Source organism: Nonomuraea sp. SBT364 (assembly GCF_001083785.1).
In the GTDB taxonomy this organism is placed as follows: Bacteria; Actinomycetota; Actinomycetes; order Streptosporangiales; family Streptosporangiaceae; genus Nonomuraea.
Genome location: NZ_LAVL01000051.1, coordinates 32,948 through 51,050, shown reverse-complemented (window position 1 = coordinate 51,050; position 18,103 = coordinate 32,948). Strand labels below are relative to the sequence as shown.

Genomic DNA, 18,103 nt, shown 5'->3' with positions numbered 1-18,103 from the left:
GGGGTGGCGGGCGCGTTCGGCCAGCAGGGGGGTGGTGTGGGATCGGTGCGCGGCCAGCGCCTCGCCGATCTCGCGGGCCCGGTCCCTGACCGAGTCACGCTCGGCCTCGACCCGCTCCACCTCGGCGGCCAGCGCCGGCTCCCGGTCGGCGACCGCGTGCAGGCGCGCCAGCTCGGCCTCCGCATGAGCCGCCGCCGCCTCCGCGTCGGGGACGTCGAGGCCGCCGGTGGCCTCCTCGGCGTCGGCGAGCCGCGACTCCAGCGACGCCAGCGAGCGCTCGGCCGCCTCCCGGTCGGCGAGCGCGACTTCGTGATCGCGTTCGGCCGCCAGCTCGTCGTCCGGGGAAGGCGCGCTGGCCGCCGGGGAGGCCGGATGCGGGTGGTGGTCGGAGCCGCACACCGCGCACGGCAGCCCGTCGGACAGGTCGCGCGCCAGCTCGGCCGCCATGCCCTCGATCCGCGCCTGCCGGATGTCCAGCCACCGCTCGCGCAGCCCCTGGGCGCGGTCGACCAGCGTCTGGTGGTGGGCCGCCGCCGACTCCAGCTCCGCCGCCAGCGCGTCGCGCCGCCGGGCCGCCGCCAGCGTCGCCGTGGCCGCGTCGAGCGCGGCCGAGGCCGCCGGGATCGCCGCCGTCCCGGCCCGTACGCCATCGAGCCGGGCGGCGGCGTCGGCCAGCCGGCCGGGCAACTCGGCCTCGGCGGCGGCCACCTCGGCCTCCAGCTCCGTCAGGCCGTCGAGCTCCGCCGCCAGCCGGGCCAGCTCGCCGTCGACGCCGATCAGGTCGGCGGCGGCGTCGCGTACGGCCTCGACGGCGGGAATCCTGGCCGCGTCGGCCCGGGCCCGCGCGAGCTCCGCCTCGGCCTGTCCGGTGAGCCCCGGCAGCTCGGCCAGGCGCGCGCCGGCAGCCTCGTCGTCGCGCGCCAGCGTGGCCAGGTCGGCCTCGACCCTGCTCAGGTCACGGCGTACGACCAGGAGCCGGGCCTCCTCGGTGAGCAGCTCCGACAGGCGGGCGCTCTCCGCCTGTCGCTGCCTCTCCAGTAGGGCGAGCCGCTCGGGCTCCACCCACGTGGGGGCGCCGGGATCGGTGGCCGCCAGGAGAGGGTGGGCGCGGGTGAGGGCGTCGGCGGCCATGGTGCGGGCCTTGGCGGCGGCCTCCGCGCGTTGCCGGGCGGCCATGATCAGCGGAACGACGCGGTCGGCGCGGGCGGCGTCGTCGAGGATCGCCTGGAGCTCGGCGCGTTCCTCGGCGCGCTCGTCCAGGGTGCGGCGCAGGGTGAGGGCCTCGGCGTGCCGGCGTTGCCGGTCGGCCAGCGCGGACGCCTCCTCGAAGCGGGCTCCCGCCGCCCGCCACGCCCGCTCCGCCTCCGCGTGCCGCTCACCGGTGTCACGCACCGCGGCCTCCGCCGCCCCCAGCAACGCACCGGCCCACTCGACCGGATCGTCCTCCGGCGCAGGCGGGCCGCCTACGGCGGGCGGATCAACCGCGGTGGGCGAACCGGGCGGGCCGGGGAGGTCGCCGGCGGCTTCGTGGAGGCGCTGCACCGAGTAGGCCACCTGCTGGTGCAGCTCCTGCTGCGCGCGCCAGGCGCGTTTGCGGTGGTCGGCGAGCCAGGACTCGGCCTGGGTGAAGACCTTGACGGTGAAGAGCCGGCCGAGCAGCTTGTGCCGATCGTCGCCGGAGGCGCGCAGGAAGCGGGCGAAGTCGCCCTGCGGCAGCATGGCCACCTGGCAGAACTGGTCGGCGTTCATGCCGAGCAGCCCGCCCACCAGGTCGCCGGCCTCGTCGGCGCGGGTGGTCAGGCCGTACCAGGCGGCGCCGGTGCGCTCCTCGACGATGACCTTGGCCTTCTCCTCGGTGTGGCCGCTGCCGCGCAGCTTGGGCCGCAGCCAGGCCGGGGAACGCCGGATGCGCAGCAGGCGGCCGCGGAGCGTCACCTCCAGGGTGACCGACGGCCCGGTGCCGGCCGGCGCGTGGTCGCAGCGCAGGCTGCGGGCGCTGTTGCGCTGCCCGGGGACCTGGCCGTACAGGGCGAAGCAGAGCGCGTCGAGGACGGTCGTCTTGCCCGCGCCGGTCGGCCCGTGGATGAGGAACAGGCCGGACTCCGCCAGGGAGTCGAAGTCGACCGTCTCCGCCCCGGGGAAGGAGCCGAACGCCGTCAGCGAGAGCCGGTGCGGCCGCATCTACGCCATCGTCTCCTTTGCCCGGGATGCTTCGATCGCCTGTCTTAGCAGCTCTTCCTCGTCCGGTGCGGCAGGCTCGCCGCGCACTTCCCTGACGAAATCGAGCGCGACCTCCGCCTCGGGCCGCCCGCTGAGGCGCACCGGGGCGGGGGCGGCCCGGTCGCCCTCGGGGTCGAAGGAGAGGGCCAGCGTGTGCGGGAAGCGGGCGCGCAACCGGTACATGGCGGAGCGGGGGCGTACGGGATCGGTGAGGACGACCTGCAGCCAGTGATCCTCGCGGTCGACGTAGCGGGGCGAGGTGAGCAGGTCGTCGAGGCGGCCGCGGAGCACGGCGACCGGCCGGGGCACGGGCGCGGGCACGAACTCGGCGCCCGTGAAGCCAGAGTCTTCGAACGTGACCAGCCACATGCCCTTGACCTGGCCCGCCTCGGAGAAGGAGTAGGCCAGCGGGGAGCCGGAGTAGCGGACGGTCTCCGACATCCGCTGGCGGCCGTGCAGGTGGCCGAGCGCGACGTAGCCGACCCCTTCGAACGCCGTGAGCGGGACGTGCGCGACGCCGCCCACGCTGATGTCGCGCTCGCTGTCGCTGGCCTGCCCGCCGGTGACGAAGGCGTGGGCCAGGACGACGGAGTGGCGGTGGCGGGCGGCGTCGGCGCGGACCCGGTCCATGGCGTGGGCGATGGCCGCGGTGTGGCCGCGCGAGGCCAGCTCCCACGGCCCGCGCACCAGCTCGGGCTCCAGGTAGGGGATGCCGTAGAAGGCCACGTCGCCGACCGGCACCGGCTCCCACGCCCGGTCGGGGTCGGTGCGCAGGTGGACCCCCGAGGCGTCGAACAGCGACGCGCCGAACCCGAGCCGCCGGGCCGAGTCGTGGTTGCCGCTGATGAGGATCGTCCGGGCTCCGGCGTCACGCAGCCGGCCGAGCGCCTCGTTGCACAGCGCCACTGCGTCGACCGGCGGCAGCGCCCGGTCGTAGACGTCGCCCGCGACGGCGACCACGTCGACCTCCTCGGCGCGCACCGTGTCGACCAGATGGTCGACGAACGCCGCCTGCCCGGACAGCAGGCTCTCGCGGTGGAACGAGCGCCCCAGGTGCCAGTCGGAGGTGTGCAGGATCCGCATTCCCAGGAAGCTAACAGGCCCCACCGACACATGGAGCCACACCGGCTGGGAGTAGGCTGGAAGATCAGCGGGCAAACCAACGCACATGGGGAGGCCGATGCGGTCTGGCCGTGGCACTTTGAGCGTTGCCGCCGGTCTGTTACTGGTGGTTCTCGCATCGGTGGGTTACGTGTTGCCTCCCGCGTTCGACCCGCCGCCGCTCAAGGTAGACGCCGCTTTACGTGCGCTGCCGCCGCAGCCCTCAGGGGAGCTGCGCCGCGTGAACGCCTCCTCGCTCTACGGCGAGGAGGAGATCTCGATCCCGGCGGAGGGGCAGACGCTGGAGGGCACCGTACGGGCGCCGCTGACGCCGGGGCGTTATCCGGCTCTGGTGTTCGTGTCGGGGTCGGGCAACGGGTCGCGGACGGAGTTCGAGCCGCAGGCGGAGTTCCTGTCCATGACGGGCGTGGTGACGCTCGCCTTCGACAAGCGCTCGGTCGGCTACAACTTCCGCGACCGTGACTTCGGGCTCCTGGCCGACGACGCGCTGCGCATGGTGGAGTACCTGAAGACGCGCCCCGACGTGGATCCCTCCCGCATCGGCGTGTGGGGCGTCAGCGAGGGCGGCTGGGTGGTGCCGATCGCCGCCGCCAAGAGCGACAGCGTCGGGTTCGTGATCCTGGTGTCGTCGCCGAACGTCTCCCCCCTCAGGCAGGTCGCCTGGGCGCTGAACGAGCAGCTGCTGCGGCTGCGCGCGCCGATCGGCGTGCGCGACCTGCTGACCCGGGCGATGGGCGTGGTCGGCTTCGACTTCCTGCGTTACGACGCCCAGCCCGCGCTCGACGGCATCACGCAGCCGGTGCTGGCCTTCTACGGCACGACGGACCCGTCGATCCCGTTCGTGGAGTCGACCAACGCGCTCATGAAGGCCATGAAGGAGGCGGGCAACGAGCAGTACACGATCCGCTTCATGGGCCGGGGCGACCACGCCATGCGGATCAACGGCGGCGATTTCACCGCCGGCTACCTGGACACGATGGCCAACTGGATCCTCGGCCTGCCGGGCACGGCGGTCCCGTCGGTGCACGTGGCGGGCGCGACGCCGGTGCAGCGGTTCGAGGCGAGCGACGTGCCGGCCGCGCCGTGGTACGCGGGCGGCACCATGCTGGGGCTGACGATCTGCCTGGCCGCCGTCGGGTACGTGGCCGGGCCGGTCGCGGCGATGGTGGTGCGGCTGCGCGGCCGTCACCACACCCCGGAGGTCAACGCCCGGCTGTGGCCGCCGATCCGGCGCAGGCTGGCGAAGATGGTGTGGACCGGGGTCGGGCTGCTGGCCTCGGTGGTGGCGTTCATCACGCTGCTGGTGCTGTTCTCGATCAACCAGGCCGGGGCCTGGCCGGCGGTGCTGGCCGGCTGGCTGGTGGTGCGGGTGCTGGCCGTGCTCATGCTCATCCAGGAGGTCACGGCCGTGGCGGCGGTGGTGTGGGGGCTGCGCGAGGGCATGCGGCCGAGCCGCTGGCAGCACGTGGCGATCGCGGGCGTGCTGGGCGGCACCGGGCTGCTGCTGGTGGCGGCCGCCTACTACGGCCTGTTCTCGTTCCCCTGGTAGACGAAGGCCGTCATCCAGCGGTCGATCTCGGCGAAGACCTGCTTGCGGACCGGCTCGGCCGACAGCACCAGGTCGTGCACGCCACCGTCGAAGCGTACGCAGGTGACGTGCGGGCCGAGCGCGGTGGACCAGCGGGCGATCTGCCGGGGGTCGAGGACGATGTCGGCCGACTGCGCCTCCGGTACGAAGTCGCGTACGCGCAGACCTGAGGCGGAGGCGAGCACGAGCACGGGCACGTCCACCGAGAGGCCCGCCTGCAGCCGCCGCTGCGCGCGCCGGATCGCGGCCAGCCACATGGCGTGCACGTGGAAGCCGCCGTGCGGCTTCAGCTCCAGGTCGTAGTCCCATTCGCCGTGGTGGTCGCGGTGCAGGGAGTGGCCGTAGGCGCTGCTGGAGCCGAGCGGCAGCGGCCGGCCGATGTAGGACAGCGGGGTCTTGAGCAGGTCGGCGGCCAGCCGGAGCGGGGCGGGCACGTTGAGGTCGAAGAACGGGCTGTTGAGCACGAGCCCCTGCAGCAGGCCGCGGCCGCGGGCCCGATCGGCCCACAGCGAGGTGATGAGGCCGCCGGTCGAATGGGCGTTGATCGTCAGCTCGTCGTGGTCGCGCCGGATGATCCGGACGGCCTCGTCGATCTCCGGGAAGTAGTCGGTGACGCTCCTGATGAGCCCCCGGGTCTGGTGCGGAAGCAGCGATCTTCCGTATTTACGCAGGTCGAGGGCATAGAAGTCGATGCCACGGGTGACGTAATGATCAGCCAGGTGGTCCTGGAAGAAGTAGTCGGTGAAACCGTGCACGTAGAGCACCGCCCTGCGGGACGACTCGGCGCGCCGGCACAACAGCGTCGCGACGACCTCGCCTTCGAAGTCGGGCGGCATGGGGAGGACGGTGGTCTCGTACATGCTAGACACCATAGAGATCGTCGGGCCAGGACGGGAGGCCCGGGGGCAGGTCGCGGCTGACCTTCATCGGGAAGTCGGCGGGCCGCTTCTCCAGGAACGCGGTGACGCCCTCGGCGGCGTCGGCCGACGGGCCGAGCTCGGCCATCAGGCGGGAGTCGGCGGCGTGCGCCTGCCACGGGGAGGCGGCCGACAGCCCCGACCACATCAGGCGGCGGACGGCGGCGACGGAGACGGCCGAGGTGTGGTCCGCGATCTCGCGGGCCAGCGCGTAGGCGGCGGGCAGCAGCTCGTCCGGCGGGTACACACGCGACACCAGCCGGCCGCGCAGCGCCTCCTCCGCGTCGAAGACCCGGCCGGTGGCGGCCCATTCCATGGCCTGGGCGATCCCGGCGATCCTGGGCAGGAACCAGCTGGAGGCGGCCTCGGGCACGATGCCGCGGCGGGCGAAGACGAAGCCGAACCGGGCGCTGCCGGCGGCCAGCCGGACGTCCATGGGCAAAGTCATGGTGACGCCGACGCCGACGGCCGCGCCGTTGATCGCGGCGATCACGGGCTTGAGCGAGCGGGCGATCCGCAGCGCGACGGTGCCGCCGCCGTCGCGCGGGTGGCCGTCGACGAGCTCCTGTCCCTCTCCCGACCTGCCGAACGTGCCGCCGCCCGAGCCCAGGTCGGCCCCGGCGCAGAAGGCCCGGCCGGCGCCGGTGACCACGACCGCGCGGACCTCGTCGTCGGCGTCGGCCAGGTCGAACGCCTCGATCAACTCACCGCGCATGGTCAAGGTGAAGGCGTTGAGCCGTTCGGGGCGATTCAATGTGACAGTCGCGATCCGGTCCGTCACCTCGTACTCGATCTCAGAGAACGCCATGGACCGAATCTTATTCGGTCGAAGAAGTTCACTCATTCATAAACGTAGATTTCGTATTTTGTCCGTAGGCTGCCGCCTCGATCTCGGCCTACGGTGAGGCCGTCGGGGAAGCGGGGATGGTGTGGTCCAGGGAGGGATTCGGGTGGGTGCCGTCAAGGTTCTCGGCTGGCTGGCGCTGTCCGCGCTGGCTCCGGGAGCAGCGCACCTGCGCGCGGGCTGGCGCAGGACGGGCCTGGTGCTGCTCAGCTGTTACGCGGCGCTGCTGCTGGGCCTGCTGTGGACGGTGCTGACCTCCGGCAGCCTGGCGAGCCTGGCCGGCACGCTCGTCGACGACGCCTCGCTCACCACGGCCGCGGTCGGCTCCGCGGTGCTGGGCGTCGCGTGGTTCGCGATGATGGTGCACTCGTTCGTGGTGCTGCGGCCCGGCTCGCTGCGCCAGGCCGAGCAGATCGTCACCGGCACCGTCGCGGGGCTGCTGACCGTGGCCGTGCTCGTGCCGTTCGGCGCGACCGCCCAGTACGCCTGGACCTCCCGCGACCTGATCAACAGCATCTTCAAGAACCCCACGACCGACCCCCAGGCGCGGCAGGGCGAGCCGGCGCCCCGCCCCGAGGACCCGTGGGCCGGCCGGGAGCGGGTCAACATCCTGCTGCTGGGCGGCGACGCCGACGACCACCGCCCCGGCGTGCGCACCGACAGCATGAACCTGGCCAGCGTCGACGTGGCCACCGGCAGCACGGTGCTGATCAGCCTGCCGCGCAACCTGGAGGAGGTGCGGTTCAAGCCGGGCACGCCGATGGCCGAGCGCTTCCCCGGCGGCTTCCGGCTGCCTCCCGACCCCGGCGGCGGCCGCAGCGACCTGCTCAACAGCGTGTGGGAGTACTCCGACGCGCACCCGGAGATCTTCGGCGGCAGGCGGCACCAGGGCGCCCGGGTGCTCATGGAGACCATCGGCTACACGCTCGGGCTGGACGTCGACTGGTACGCGCTGGTCAACATGTGGGGGTTCGCCCGGCTGATCGACGCGATCGGCGGCGTCACGCTCACCGTCGAGCGGGACGTGGTGTTCGGCAGGTACAACGAGGGCCTGGTCAAGGCGGGCGCGCGCAAGCTGAAGGGCGCCGACGCGATGTGGTACGCCCGCTCGCGCACCAACAGCGACGACTACACCCGGATGCGCCGCCAGCGCTGCGTGCTGGGCGCGCTGCTCGACCAGGCGGACCCGGCCACGGTGCTGACCCGGTTCAACCAGGTCGCGGCGGCGACCAAGGAGCTGATCCAGACCGACATCCCGCGTGACATGCTCACGCACCTGGTGCCGCTGGCCATGAAGGTGCAGCAGGCCGAGGTGACGAGCATCCAGTTCGTGCCGCCGCTGATCAACACCGGCAGCCCCGACTGGGACAAGATCCGCACCCTGACGCGCAAGGAGATCCGCCAGTCCACGGGCGCCGCCCCGGTGGTGGCCTCGGCGGGCCCGACCGCGACCTCGACCGCGACCTCGACCGCGACTCCGACCCCGACCCCGACGAAGTCCAGGAAGAAGGCCGCCCAGCCTCAGGAGGACGACCCGGCCAGGGCCCTCACGGACGGGTGCGGTCAGCTGTGACGATCCGGCCCACGGGCACGCCGCCGCCGAGCACGTCCACGGTCGCGAAGGCGGCGGCGGGCGTCACGTCGCAGCCCATCCGGCGCAGCACGTCCAGGGCGATGACGGTGGTGGCGCGCGGGCTGCCGTCGATCACCTTGACCGCGGCGGCATGACCCGAGGCGAGCGCCACGACCAGCACGCCCTCCGCGCCGCCCTTGACGACGGCGCCGGGCAGGGCGCGCATCAGCTCGGTGTTCTGGTGCCCGGTGCCGCCCACGTACTCGGGGTGCTCGCGCATCGCGTCGGCGACCTGGCGCGGGGCGCTGCCGGGCGCGGCGCTCACCAGCGCCCGCACGGCCCGCGCGAGCCCGGTCAGCGACAGCCCGAACAGCGGCGCGCCGCAGCCGTCCACGGCGACGTGCGCGGCCTTCTCCCCCGCCAGTTCCTCGGTGACGGCGCGAACGGCCTGCTGCAGCGGGTGGGCGGCAGCCAGGTAGGAGGCGGTGTCCCAGCCGTTGGCGACGGCCGAGGCCAGCATCGCGGCGTGCTTGCCCGAGCAGTTCATCCGCTCGCGGGACGGCGTCCCACCTGCCCTGACGAGCGCGTGCAGGGTGGCCTCGTCCTCCGGCCAGGACGCCGGGCAGGCCAGCGCGCCGAAGCCGAGTCCGTACTCGGCGAGCAGTTCGCCGACGAGCCGGACGTGGAAGTCCTCGCCGGTGTGGCTGCCCGCGGCGATCGCCAGGCTCGGCCCGCTGAGCGCCGCGCCGGCGGTCAGGCAGGCCAGAGCCTGGAACGGCTTGGCGGACGAGCGCGGCAGCACCGGCGCGTCCACCGGGCCGAGCGCCACCTCGGCGCGGCCCGACGGGTCCAGCCCGACGGCGGCGCCGTAGTGGACGCTCTCGGTGAAGCCGGAGCGTACGACCTCGGCGAGGACGGCGAGTTCAGGCACGGGAGAGTCTCCTCTTGGGTACGGCGAGCCGCTGACGGGCCTCCAGCGTGCGGGCCAGCTTGGACAGCGACAGGTTGACCAGCAGGTAGATCAGCGCGACGACCAGGTACGTCTGGATGAGCAGCCCGTTGTAGGCGGCCAGCACCTTGCCGCTGTAGAGCAGCTCGGCGTAGCTGACGACGAAGCCCAGGGAGGTGTCCTTGAGCAGGCCGACCGACTGGCTGACGATCGACGGCAGCACGCGGCGCGCGGCCTGCGGCAGCACCACCAGGCGCATCGTCTGGAAGCGCGTGAGGCCGACGGCCAGGCCCGCCTCCGTCTGGCCGCGCTCGACCGACAGGATGCCGGCGCGGAAGATCTCGGCGAACGCCGCCGCGTTCGACACCGCCAGCGGCACCACCAGTTTCCAGAACAGCGGCAGGTCCAGCCCGTACCGGGGCAGCGCGAACAGCACCACGTACACCAGCAGCAGCGCCGGGATGGTCCTGACCACCTCGACGTAGGCGGCGGCGGGCAGCCGCACCCACCGGCGGTGCGACAGCCGGCCGAGCGCGAGCATGATCCCGGCGGCCATGGCGAGCGCGGCGGTGACGACGGCGGCCAGCGCCGTGGACCACAGCCCGTCCAGCAGGTAGCGCCACATGGGCCAGGTCGCGTACGGCTGCCAGCGGGCGGCGTCGAGCTGCCCGTTGGCGGCGAACTGCCGCACGGCCAGGGCGGCGAGCGCGATCGCGGCGACGGCGCCGAGCACGGTGGCGACCCGGATCCGGCGGCGTGCCCTGGGGCCGGGCTCGTCGAAGAGCGCGGTACTCATCGGAGGATCACCAGCCTGCGTTCGAGCCGCCCGGTGACAAATCCGGCACACGCGGCGATCAGCGCGTAGGCCAGGCCCGCGCCGACGAAGATCGGGATGGGCTGGGCCTCGGCCAGGTTGACCCGGTTGGCCGCGGCGGTCAGGTCGACCACGCCCACGGCGGCGGCCAGCGAGGTGTTCATGGCGGTGGCGATGAAGATGTTGCCGATCGGCTGCACGACCGTGCGCAGCGCCTGCGGCAGGATGACGTGCCGCAGCGACTGGGAGAACGTCAGCCCGATCGCCCGCGCCGCCTCGCCCTGGCCCTTCGACACGGCGTTCACGCCGGAGCGCAGCGCCTCGGCCAGGTAGGCGGCCTCGTACACGGCGATGACCACGATGGCCGTGGGCAGCAGGCCGGCCTGGATGCCGATCTCCGGCAGGCCGAAGACCGCCAGCACGAGCAGCACCAGCAGCGGCAGGTTCTGGAACGCCTCCACGTAGGCGGTGCCGATCGCGCGCAGCACCCGCACCGGGCTCACCCGCAGCGCGGTGACGAGCACGGCGAGCACCGCCGCGCCCGCGAAGGACGCGGCGGTGAGCTGCAACGTGACGATCAGGCCCTGCCAGAGCTCGGGCAGGTGATCGAACAGGACGGACATCAGGACCCCGGCACGGAGCCGATCTGCGGCGGCGCGGGCGCGTCGCCGGTGACGACGGTGCCGATGGAGTTCTTCCAGATCCGCTGCCAGACCCCGGTGTCCTGGGTCTTCTTCAGCCAATCGTTGAGGAACTTCTTGAAGTCCTCGTCACCGTGCTTGAGCCCGATCCCGTACGGGTCCGAGGTGAACGGCTTGGTGACGATCTCGATCGACGGGTCCTTCTGCGCGTTGGCCACCAGCAGGGTCTCGTCCTGCACGTAGGCGACGCCGCGGTCCTGCTTGAGCGCCTGCATGCACTCCGGGTCGCTGCCGAACGTGATGATCTCGGCCTGCGGGGCCAGCTTCTTGATCGCGGGGATGGCGGGGGTGTTCGCGCCCGCGAGCACCTTCTTGCCGTTCAGGTCCTCCGGCTTGGTGATGCCGGTGGTGCCCTTCTTCACCGCGATGGTCAGGCCCGAGGTGTAGTACGGCCCGGCGAAGGAGACCTGCTCGGCCCGCTCCGGCGTGATCGTGTACGTCTGGAAGACGACGTCCACGGTGCCGTTGGCGAGCAGCGCCTCCCTGGTCTCCGACGCCGAGTTGACGATCTTCACCTTGGGCTCGCCGATGATGTACGTCGCCAGCGCCTTGCCCAGGTCCGCGTCGAGCCCCTCGACCTCACCGGTGACGGGGTTCTGCTGGGACAGCAGGGGCGCGTCCAGCGAGCCGCCGACGATGAGCTCGCCGCGCTGCTTGATCTTCTCCATGGTGGAGCCGGGCAGGATGTCGGCCGCGGCGGCCACGGGCGCGCCGGCCAGCACGTCGGCCTTCTTCGACGCCCCCGGCACCGCCGGGCTGCTCGCCTCTCCGCAGGCGGCTAGTCCTAACACGGCCACGGCGAGCGCGGCGACCATCCTCTTCATGTCCAACTCACTTCCTATCTTCGTTCGATATCGAAGACAAGGCGGACGCTAGTGGCCTTTTTCGGAGCAAGTCAAGCGATTGTCGAACTTAGACGACACGTGATATTCATCTGCTCATGGACCAGCGGCTGCCCGTACACGGGGCGCAGGGCGACCTGCTGAGGCTCGTCGCCATCGGCGAGGCCGAGTCGCGCGCCGACCTGGCCCGGTTATCGGGGCTGGCTGCCTCCAGCGTGTCGCTGCGGGTGGAGGAGCTGATCGAGGCGGGCCTGCTCGCCGAGGAGGGCTCCGGCGCCTCGCGCGGCGGCCGGCGGCCCCGGCGGCTGCGCCTGTCCCCCGGCGCCGGCGTGCTGGCCGTCGCCGACCTGGGCGCCCATCACGCCCGGCTCGGCCTGCTCGACCTGAGCGGCGTGCCCTTCGTGGTGGAGGAGCGGCCCTGCGAGATCGCCAAGGGGCCTGAGCACACGCTCGGCTGGCTGGCGGACGCCTTCGACGACCTGCTCACCTCGCACGTGCCCGCCGCCGTGCCGCTGCGCGGCGTCGGCACCGGCATCCCCGGCCCCGTCGACCCCGCCACCAGCCGCGTCGTCAACCCCTCCCGCATGCCCGGCTGGAACGACTACCCCGTGGCCGAGCGGCTGTCGGCCCGGTACGACCTGCCGATCCTGGTGGAGAACGACGCCAATCTCATGGCCGTCGGCGAGGCCCGCTCCTGGCCGGGCAGCGAGAACCTGATGGTGCTCAAGGCCGGCACCGGCATCGGCTGCGGCATGATCGTCAACGGCCGCCTGCACCGGGGCCGGGGCGCGGCGGGCGACATCAGTCACGTCCCGGTCCGCTCGGCCGCCCCGGTGGTCTGCGCGTGCGGGCACGCCGACTGCCTGGAGGTGCACGCCAGCGGCGCCGCCCTGGCCGCCGCGCTGGCCGCCGCCGGCATCGAGGTGGAGCGCACGGCCGACATCGTGGCGCTGGTCAACGACGCCGTCCCGGAGGCCACCAGCCTGGTGCGCGGCGCGGGCCGGCGCATCGGCGAGGTGCTCACGGCGCTGGTGAACTTCTTCAACCCCGACGTGGTGGCCGTCGGCGGCAGCCTCTCGGCCGCCGAACCGCTGGTCACCTCGATCCGGGCCACGGTGTACGAGCGGTGCCTGCCGCTGGCCACCCGCGACCTGGAGATCGCCCCGGCCCGCGCCGGGCGGGACGCCGCGCTGCTGGGCGCCGGGGCCCTCCTCCTGGACGCCGCCCTGTCGGCCTGACCGGCCTCGGCCGCCGATGGACCCCGGCATCAGGTGAACCTCCGGGGTCGACCTTCAGGCCCAGGCCGGGCCGGCCCAGCCAGTCGGGCCGCACCCCGGCCGCCTCCGCCCGCACCGCCTCGCCGCCCGGCCACGACCTCACCCAGCTCGTACGCCGTCACGCCTCCTACGAGAGTGCGGCCGCGCGCTCGGACTCACTGCGCAGGACGCAGAACTCGTTGCCCTCGGGGTCGACGAGAACCACCCAGCCCGTGCCGTCGGAGTGGCGCCGATCGGCGACGAGGGTGGCGCCCAGGCCCAGCAGCCGGCCGACCTCCTCCTCGCGCGAGCTCCGCGGGCACAGGCACAGGTGCAGCCGGTTCTTGCCCGTCTTGGGCTCCGGCACCTGGTTGAAGTGCAGGATGGGGCCGTCCGGGAGCAGCACCTGCGTCTCCTCGTCCCCCGGCCTGTCCTCGGGATGCAGGGGACGACCGGTCACCTCGCTCCAGAACCGGGCGAGTTCGTAGGCGTTCGCACAGTCGATCGCCATGTTCTGAACAACAGACACCATGGTCCCGATCATGCCCCCGCCGTCGTCGTCGCGGCCACCGGATTTCGCCCGCGCCGGCGCTGCCGGCTCATACGTGAGCCAGGAGCCTGTCCAGTGGCCGCGGCACGCGATCGAGATCGAGCGCCGCGACGAGCGGGCCGGAGTAGCGGAGCTTGCGGCCGCCGCGTGATCCCATGAACCGGCGCAGCTGGGCGTGAGTGGTGCCGCCGCGCCAGGCGGGCTGCCTCTGAAGCGTGCGGAACGAGCGGAGCTCGCCCTCGGCGTCGACGACCCGCTCGACCGTGGCGGTGCCGAGGGCGCGGATCAGCTCGTCCTCCAGGTCGGCGACGCACACGAAGAACCCGAGCGCCTCCAGGTCGCCCCGGCTGAGGCCGGAGCCGAAGCCGGCGCGCTCGAGAACCCGCCGGAAGTCGCGTTCCTCCCTGGCGTCGCACAGGCCGGCCAGTCGTAGATTGCGGCCAGTAGGGCCGTACTTGTCGATATACGTCCCGATGTTCGTGGCACCGCCCATCGCCACCAGGGAGACGCCTTCGGCCGCCAGGTCGCGGCCACGACGCTCGGCCAGCGCTTCGACGGCCGACTTGTCGCTGGCGCCCTCGACCAGGACGACGGTTCGCATGTCGCTCACGTGCCCAGCCTCGCACCTGGCCCGGAGCGCTTTCATCCCCTTTTTGCGGGTGTCACATCCTCTTACGGGTGTTCCATCCTCTTTGCGGGCCGTCAGCCCCGGTTCACGGGCGGTGGAAGGTGGCCCGGCAGCGGTGCCGGAGCCCGTCGCGGAACTCCTCGGTCTTGCCCGCCGCCAGCCCGCCCGTGGCGAAGGCCGCGAGCTCCGACGGGGTCAGCGGCCACGGCGGGGCGGGCACCGGGCCGCCCTCGTCCCGCGCCATCGCGATGACCAGCAGCGTGCCACCGGGCCGGACGAAGGAGGCGACGCGCTCGATGGCGGCGGCGTGCAGCTCCTCCGGCAGCGCCTGAACCGTCATGATCTCCACGACCAGGTCGAACGCCCGCTCCCACTCGGCGGGCGGCGCCAGCAGATCGGCCGCCCGATAGCGGACGCGCGAGCCGGGGAAGCGCTCGCGGGCCAGCCGCACCGCCGACTCGCTCACGTCGAACGCCACCGTCTCGAAGCCGAGGCCCGCGACGTACTCGGCGTCGTCGCCCAGCCCGGCGCCCACCACGAGCGCCGGCCGCCCCTCGCCCCGCAGGTCACCGGCCCATTCGACGAGCAGTGGGTGCGCCGCGCCGGAGTCCCACGGCACGATCGCGTCCCCGCTCCCCGACTCCGCGTAGAGCCGCTCGAACCACCCCACCGCGTCGCCTTCCGCCAGCGACTCAGCCGCCAGCCGCCGCGCGTCGGCGTCGGGATCGCGCTCCTCGCTCATACAGTCCTTCCCTCGTATATCCAACCGATCGGGGCCAGGTGCCCCTCAGGCATCCCACCACGACCCGGCCAGGTGCCTCCTCAGGCATCCCACCTCGATCGGGCCAGGTGCCCCCTCAGGCATCCCACCACGACCGGGCCAGGTGCTCGTCAGGCGTGGAAGTAGTCTTTGGCCAGGCGGCGGACGCGTGCTTCGTCGACCGTGTGGCCGAGGCCGGGCTGGGTGAGGGGGACCGCGATCACGCCGGCGTTGGCGCCGACGATCGGGTCGACGATCTGGTTGTTGCGCGGCGGCTGCGTCACGTCGCAGGGCAGCGTGCAGCCGGGCAGCGCGGCGACGGCGACCGTGGCGGCACGGGCGGGCCCGGCGCCCTCGCCGCCGGTGCACTGGATGTCCCAGCCGGCCGCAGCGGCGCGGTCGTGGGCGCGGCGGGCCTCGCTCAGCGACGGGAACGCGGAGGGGCGCAGCAGCAGGACCTTGGCGGCCCGGACCGTCAGGTAGTCGTCCAGGTCGGCCGTGCTGCGCAGCTCGACGGCCACCGAGGCGGACACCTGGTCCTGGAGGGCGGCGTGGGCGAAGACGTCGGTGGCCGGGAACGGCCGCTCGATGACCTCCACCCCGTAGGAGTCGAGCGCCACCAGCTGGGCGTCCTCGGTGTAGGTGCCGGCGCCGTCGACGGCGAGCGTGAGCGCCGGGTAGGCGGCGCGCACGGCGCGGACGGGCTCGACGTCCCAGCCGGGCCGCACGTCGAGCGTGACGTGCCCGTAGCCGGCGCACACCTGCTGGTTGACCCGGGTCACCAGGCTCTCCAGGGACGCGTCGGGCGTGAGCCGGACGGTGGCCACCAGCGACGTGCGGGTGCCGCCGATGGCGTCGGCCAGAGGCACGCCGCGCATCCGGGTCCACAGGTCCCAGCAGGCCAGGTCGACGGCCGGATCGGTGCCGGGAACGCTGTCGGGATGCTCCCAGTCGACGCCGACGAGCTCGGCGCCGAGCGTCTCCTCCAGCCGGGACCAGGCTTTGGGGGCCGGTGTCACGGCCTCACCCCAGCCGATCATGCCGCCGTGATCCGTGAGCTTCACCAGGAGGCTCTCCGTGCGCCTGCCGAACGGCAGGACGACACGGAACACCTCAAGCTCGCGCACTCGCGGCATGTACCCCCCTTTATGACGCGGTCCCCTCCAGTGTGCCCGCCCCGGCAGGCTGGGCAAAACGCGGGGCCAGGATCGCGGCCAGGAGGGCGAGCGCGACGGTGAAGCCCAGTCCGACAAGGTACGCCTCTCCGGTCGCGGTGAACAGGGCGCCGGTGATCGCGACGGCGACCACGGTGAAGACGGACTCTCCGACGCCGAGCGCGGCGCTGTTCTGGCCTTCCTCGCCGGCCCTGGACATCTCCAGCACCATCACGGACACCGTCGGGTGCAGGGCGCCGATGCCGAGCCCGGAGACGGCCATGGCCACGTACGCCAGGGCGATGGGGACGGCGTCGATCAGCACGAGCGAGATGAGGCTGATGCCGGCGGCGACCATGAGGGCGCCGCCGCGCAGCGCGGTCAGGTTGCCGATCGTGCCGCGGCCCTTGAGCCAGGAGCCGGCGGACCAGCCGAGGGCGCCGATGGTGAGGACGACGCCGGCGCCGGTCGGCGTCAGGCCGCGCTCGTTGATGAGCATGAGCGGGATCAGCACCTGCGCGGCCATGAGCGCGCCGTAGGCCAGCCCGCGCAGCACGGGCGCGGTCGGCAGACCGCGGGCGGCCCGGAGCGCGCCGGCCGGCAGCAGTCTGGGCAGGGCGACGGCCAGCAGGACGACCCCGGCCGCGAGCAGCGGGACGCCGCCGAGCTCCAGCGCGCTGCCGTACTGGATGAGGGCGGCGGCCACGGCGGTCAGCGTCGCCCAGACGAGCTTGCGGCCGAGACCGGGGGCGGGCCCGGCACCGCCGTCGCCCGCCGCCTGGCCGCCGGAGCCGCGCCACAGCAGCAGCGCCGCGGGGATCACGATGAGGGAGACGCCCCAGAAGATCCACCGCCAGTCGATGTTCTCCACGACGAGCCCGGCGATCGTCGGGCCCACCATCGACGGCACCACCCAGGCGGCCGAGAACAGGGCGAACACCTTGGGATGCAGCTCCCCGGGATAGACCCGGGCGACCAGCACGTACAACGCGACCTGGATCAGCCCGGCGCCGAGCCCCTGCACGAACCGGCCGGCGACCAGCACCTCCATGGTCGGCGCGAAGCCGGCGATCAGCAGCCCGGCCACGAAGCCCACGACGCCGGTCGCGATGGGCTGCATCGGCCCCCGCACGTCGCTCCACCGGCCGCCGAGCACGGTGGCGATCACGCTGGCCGCCAGCGTGGCGCTGAAGGCCAGGTTGTACAGGTGCATGCCGCCGAGCTCACGGGCGACCACGGGCATGGCCGTGGCCACCGCCATCGCCTCGAACGCCACCAGCATGACCAGCGCTACCAGCCCGACGCTGACGGCCCGGTAGCGCGTGGAGACCACGCTCACGGGAGGCGATTCAACAGTAGTAGTCATGATCGGAAACTACAGCGAAGCTCCAGGTCAGCACATCGGGCGCAGGGCGTAGGCCGTTCGCCCTAGGGCAGCTTGGCCGCCAGCCCGGCGATGATCAGGTCCAGGCCGTACAGGAAGCGCGCCTCGCCGTCGTCGGCGATCAGCGCGTCCACGTTCGCGCTGATGTACGGGAAGCGGTCGGCGGGCAGCGAGCCGAAGTAGCGGGCGAGGCTGCCGATGAACTGGGTGAAGTACTCGCCGGGGCCGGACATCCCGGCCGCCTTCATCCTGGCGTAGTGCACCGAGCCCTCGTAGGCGTCGGAGCTCACGTAGAGGCTGAGGCGGTCCAGGCCGAGCGAGGCGTCCCTGGGCGTCAGGCCGGCCCCGATGAGCAGCCCCAGCACGTACTCGGCCACGCGCAGGGAGTTGGGCCCCGAGGGGATGCTGGCCATGGCCGCCCTGGCCACGTCGGCGTGCGAGGTCAGCACCCGCTGGGCCTCGATCGCGTAGGCGCGGATCTGCTCCTGCCAGCGGGCAGGGTCGGGGTCGGGGAGCCGGATCTCGCCGAGGACGCGGTCGTAGATGAGCTCCAGCAGCTCGTCCTTGCCGGCCACGTGCGCGTAGAGCGAGGCGGGGCCGGTGCCGAGCTCCTGGGCGACGCGGCGCATGCTGAGCGCGTCGAAGCCCTCCGCGTCGAGGACCCGCAGGCCGGTGTCGACGATGAGCTCCTGGCTGAGCTGCTTCCTGACCTGCGCTCGCGCCTTCCGCCACGGCGGGGGCGGCACCTCCGTGTTGCTTCCCATGGCGAACAGCGTACTTGACACGAACAGTGTTCGCGCT

The 18,103-nt window shown here is 73.0% G+C and carries 17 protein-coding genes; 3 read left to right on the top strand and 14 right to left on the bottom strand.

Translation table 11 applies throughout. The features are described 5' to 3' along the window. Positions 1 to 2,181: AAA family ATPase (locus tag ADY59_RS23145; protein ID WP_049565396.1), on the bottom strand; the 2,181-nt coding region annotated here is incomplete at its 3' end. Then, positions 2,182 to 3,303 carry an exonuclease SbcCD subunit D gene (locus ADY59_RS23140; RefSeq protein WP_049565394.1) on the bottom strand — a complete coding sequence of 374 codons (1,122 nt, stop codon included), beginning with the start codon at positions 3,301 to 3,303 and terminating at the stop codon, positions 2,182 to 2,184. It abuts the gene before it with no gap. A 259-nt stretch (positions 3,304 to 3,562) separates the two neighbouring features. Here ADY59_RS23140 and ADY59_RS23135 point away from each other — a divergent pair, with 259 nt between their 5' ends. Further along, positions 3,563 to 4,891, top strand: coding sequence for an alpha/beta hydrolase family protein (locus ADY59_RS23135; RefSeq protein ID WP_231618843.1), 1,329 nt, complete (start codon positions 3,563 to 3,565; stop codon positions 4,889 to 4,891). Here the strand turns inward: ADY59_RS23135 and ADY59_RS23130 are convergent. After that, positions 4,864 to 5,790 carry an alpha/beta hydrolase gene (locus tag ADY59_RS23130; protein ID WP_053175063.1) on the bottom strand — a complete coding sequence of 309 codons (927 nt, stop codon included), beginning with the start codon at positions 5,788 to 5,790 and terminating at the stop codon, positions 4,864 to 4,866. The genes ADY59_RS23135 and ADY59_RS23130 overlap by 28 nt on opposite strands. A gap of 1 nt (position 5,791) precedes the next feature. Continuing rightward, positions 5,792 to 6,655, bottom strand: a complete 864-nt coding sequence (locus tag ADY59_RS23125; RefSeq protein ID WP_049565388.1) for a crotonase/enoyl-CoA hydratase family protein — start codon at positions 6,653 to 6,655, stop codon at positions 5,792 to 5,794. 142 nt (positions 6,656 to 6,797) lie between these two features. Between ADY59_RS23125 and ADY59_RS23120 the strand changes: the two genes are divergently transcribed. Further along, positions 6,798 to 8,264: an LCP family protein gene (locus ADY59_RS23120; RefSeq protein WP_231618842.1), complete on the top strand. Its 1,467-nt coding sequence runs from the start codon at positions 6,798 to 6,800 to the stop codon at positions 8,262 to 8,264. Here the strand turns inward: ADY59_RS23120 and ADY59_RS23115 are convergent. The 4 genes from ADY59_RS23115 to ADY59_RS23100 are packed head-to-tail and all read right to left on the bottom strand — an operon-like array spanning position 8,239 to position 11,552. Beyond that, positions 8,239 to 9,195 carry an asparaginase gene (locus ADY59_RS23115; RefSeq protein ID WP_049565387.1) on the bottom strand — a complete coding sequence of 319 codons (957 nt, stop codon included), beginning with the start codon at positions 9,193 to 9,195 and terminating at the stop codon, positions 8,239 to 8,241. The genes ADY59_RS23120 and ADY59_RS23115 overlap by 26 nt on opposite strands. Further along, on the bottom strand, positions 9,188 to 10,009 hold the full coding sequence (locus ADY59_RS23110) for an amino acid ABC transporter permease (RefSeq protein WP_049565385.1): 822 nt from the start codon (positions 10,007 to 10,009) through the stop codon (positions 9,188 to 9,190). The genes ADY59_RS23115 and ADY59_RS23110 overlap by 8 nt, the downstream gene beginning before the upstream one ends. After that, positions 10,006 to 10,650, bottom strand: a complete 645-nt coding sequence (locus ADY59_RS23105; RefSeq protein WP_049565384.1) for an amino acid ABC transporter permease — start codon at positions 10,648 to 10,650, stop codon at positions 10,006 to 10,008. Before ADY59_RS23105 ends, ADY59_RS23110 begins: the two co-directional genes overlap by 4 nt. After that, positions 10,650 to 11,552 carry a glutamate ABC transporter substrate-binding protein gene (locus tag ADY59_RS23100; protein WP_049565381.1) on the bottom strand — a complete coding sequence of 301 codons (903 nt, stop codon included), beginning with the start codon at positions 11,550 to 11,552 and terminating at the stop codon, positions 10,650 to 10,652. Before ADY59_RS23100 ends, ADY59_RS23105 begins: the two co-directional genes overlap by 1 nt. Positions 11,553 to 11,668: 116 nt before the next feature. Here ADY59_RS23100 and ADY59_RS23095 point away from each other — a divergent pair, with 116 nt between their 5' ends. After that, the gene (locus ADY59_RS23095; RefSeq protein ID WP_049565379.1) at positions 11,669 to 12,808 is read left to right on the top strand and encodes an ROK family transcriptional regulator; all 1,140 of its coding nucleotides are present in this window, start codon (positions 11,669 to 11,671) and stop codon (positions 12,806 to 12,808) included. A gap of 166 nt (positions 12,809 to 12,974) precedes the next feature. On the opposite strand, the gene ADY59_RS23090 is transcribed toward ADY59_RS23095, so the two are convergent. From ADY59_RS23090 to ADY59_RS23065, 6 genes are all read right to left on the bottom strand, one after another. After that, entirely contained in the window at positions 12,975 to 13,358 is a 384-nt protein-coding gene (locus tag ADY59_RS23090) for a VOC family protein (RefSeq protein ID WP_049565413.1), read from the bottom strand. Positions 13,359 to 13,425: 67 nt separating this feature from the next. After that, positions 13,426 to 13,977: a TOPRIM nucleotidyl transferase/hydrolase domain-containing protein gene (locus ADY59_RS23085; RefSeq protein WP_231618844.1), complete on the bottom strand. Its 552-nt coding sequence runs from the start codon at positions 13,975 to 13,977 to the stop codon at positions 13,426 to 13,428. A 112-nt stretch (positions 13,978 to 14,089) separates the two neighbouring features. Continuing rightward, positions 14,090 to 14,746, bottom strand: coding sequence for a class I SAM-dependent methyltransferase (locus tag ADY59_RS23080; RefSeq protein ID WP_049565375.1), 657 nt, complete (start codon positions 14,744 to 14,746; stop codon positions 14,090 to 14,092). A gap of 149 nt (positions 14,747 to 14,895) precedes the next feature. Next, positions 14,896 to 15,900: an enolase C-terminal domain-like protein gene (locus ADY59_RS23075; RefSeq protein WP_049565374.1), complete on the bottom strand. Its 1,005-nt coding sequence runs from the start codon at positions 15,898 to 15,900 to the stop codon at positions 14,896 to 14,898. Positions 15,901 to 15,910: 10 nt separating this feature from the next. Further along, positions 15,911 to 17,284 (bottom strand): MFS transporter, encoded by a 1,374-nt coding sequence (locus tag ADY59_RS23070; protein WP_049565373.1) that lies wholly within the window; start codon positions 17,282 to 17,284, stop codon positions 15,911 to 15,913. A 62-nt stretch (positions 17,285 to 17,346) separates the two neighbouring features. After that, positions 17,347 to 18,066 carry a TetR/AcrR family transcriptional regulator C-terminal domain-containing protein gene (locus ADY59_RS23065; RefSeq protein ID WP_049565372.1) on the bottom strand — a complete coding sequence of 240 codons (720 nt, stop codon included), beginning with the start codon at positions 18,064 to 18,066 and terminating at the stop codon, positions 17,347 to 17,349. Between the last annotated feature and the right edge of the window lie 37 nt (positions 18,067 to 18,103).

Bases quoted from the DNA above. Each gene is read 5' to 3' on its own strand.
- ADY59_RS23140 (WP_049565394.1), bottom strand. From the start codon at position 3,303: ATGCGGATCCTGCACACCTCCGACTGGCACCTGGGGCGCTCGTTCCAC.
- ADY59_RS23130 (WP_053175063.1), bottom strand. From the start codon at position 5,790: ATGTACGAGACCACCGTCCTCCCCATGCCGCCCGACTTCGAAGGCGAG.
- ADY59_RS23125 (WP_049565388.1), bottom strand. From the start codon at position 6,655: ATGGCGTTCTCTGAGATCGAGTACGAGGTGACGGACCGGATCGCGACT.
- ADY59_RS23110 (WP_049565385.1), bottom strand. From the start codon at position 10,009: ATGAGTACCGCGCTCTTCGACGAGCCCGGCCCCAGGGCACGCCGCCGG.
- ADY59_RS23105 (WP_049565384.1), bottom strand. From the start codon at position 10,650: ATGTCCGTCCTGTTCGATCACCTGCCCGAGCTCTGGCAGGGCCTGATC.
- ADY59_RS23100 (WP_049565381.1), bottom strand. From the start codon at position 11,552: ATGAAGAGGATGGTCGCCGCGCTCGCCGTGGCCGTGTTAGGACTAGCC.
- ADY59_RS23095 (WP_049565379.1), top strand. From the start codon at position 11,669: ATGGACCAGCGGCTGCCCGTACACGGGGCGCAGGGCGACCTGCTGAGG.
- ADY59_RS23090 (WP_049565413.1), bottom strand. From the start codon at position 13,358: ATGGTGTCTGTTGTTCAGAACATGGCGATCGACTGTGCGAACGCCTAC.
- ADY59_RS23085 (WP_231618844.1), bottom strand. From the start codon at position 13,977: ATGCGAACCGTCGTCCTGGTCGAGGGCGCCAGCGACAAGTCGGCCGTC.
- ADY59_RS23080 (WP_049565375.1), bottom strand. From the start codon at position 14,746: ATGAGCGAGGAGCGCGATCCCGACGCCGACGCGCGGCGGCTGGCGGCT.
- ADY59_RS23075 (WP_049565374.1), bottom strand. From the start codon at position 15,900: ATGCCGCGAGTGCGCGAGCTTGAGGTGTTCCGTGTCGTCCTGCCGTTC.
- ADY59_RS23070 (WP_049565373.1), bottom strand. From the start codon at position 17,284: ATGACTACTACTGTTGAATCGCCTCCCGTGAGCGTGGTCTCCACGCGC.
- ADY59_RS23065 (WP_049565372.1), bottom strand. From the start codon at position 18,066: ATGGGAAGCAACACGGAGGTGCCGCCCCCGCCGTGGCGGAAGGCGCGA.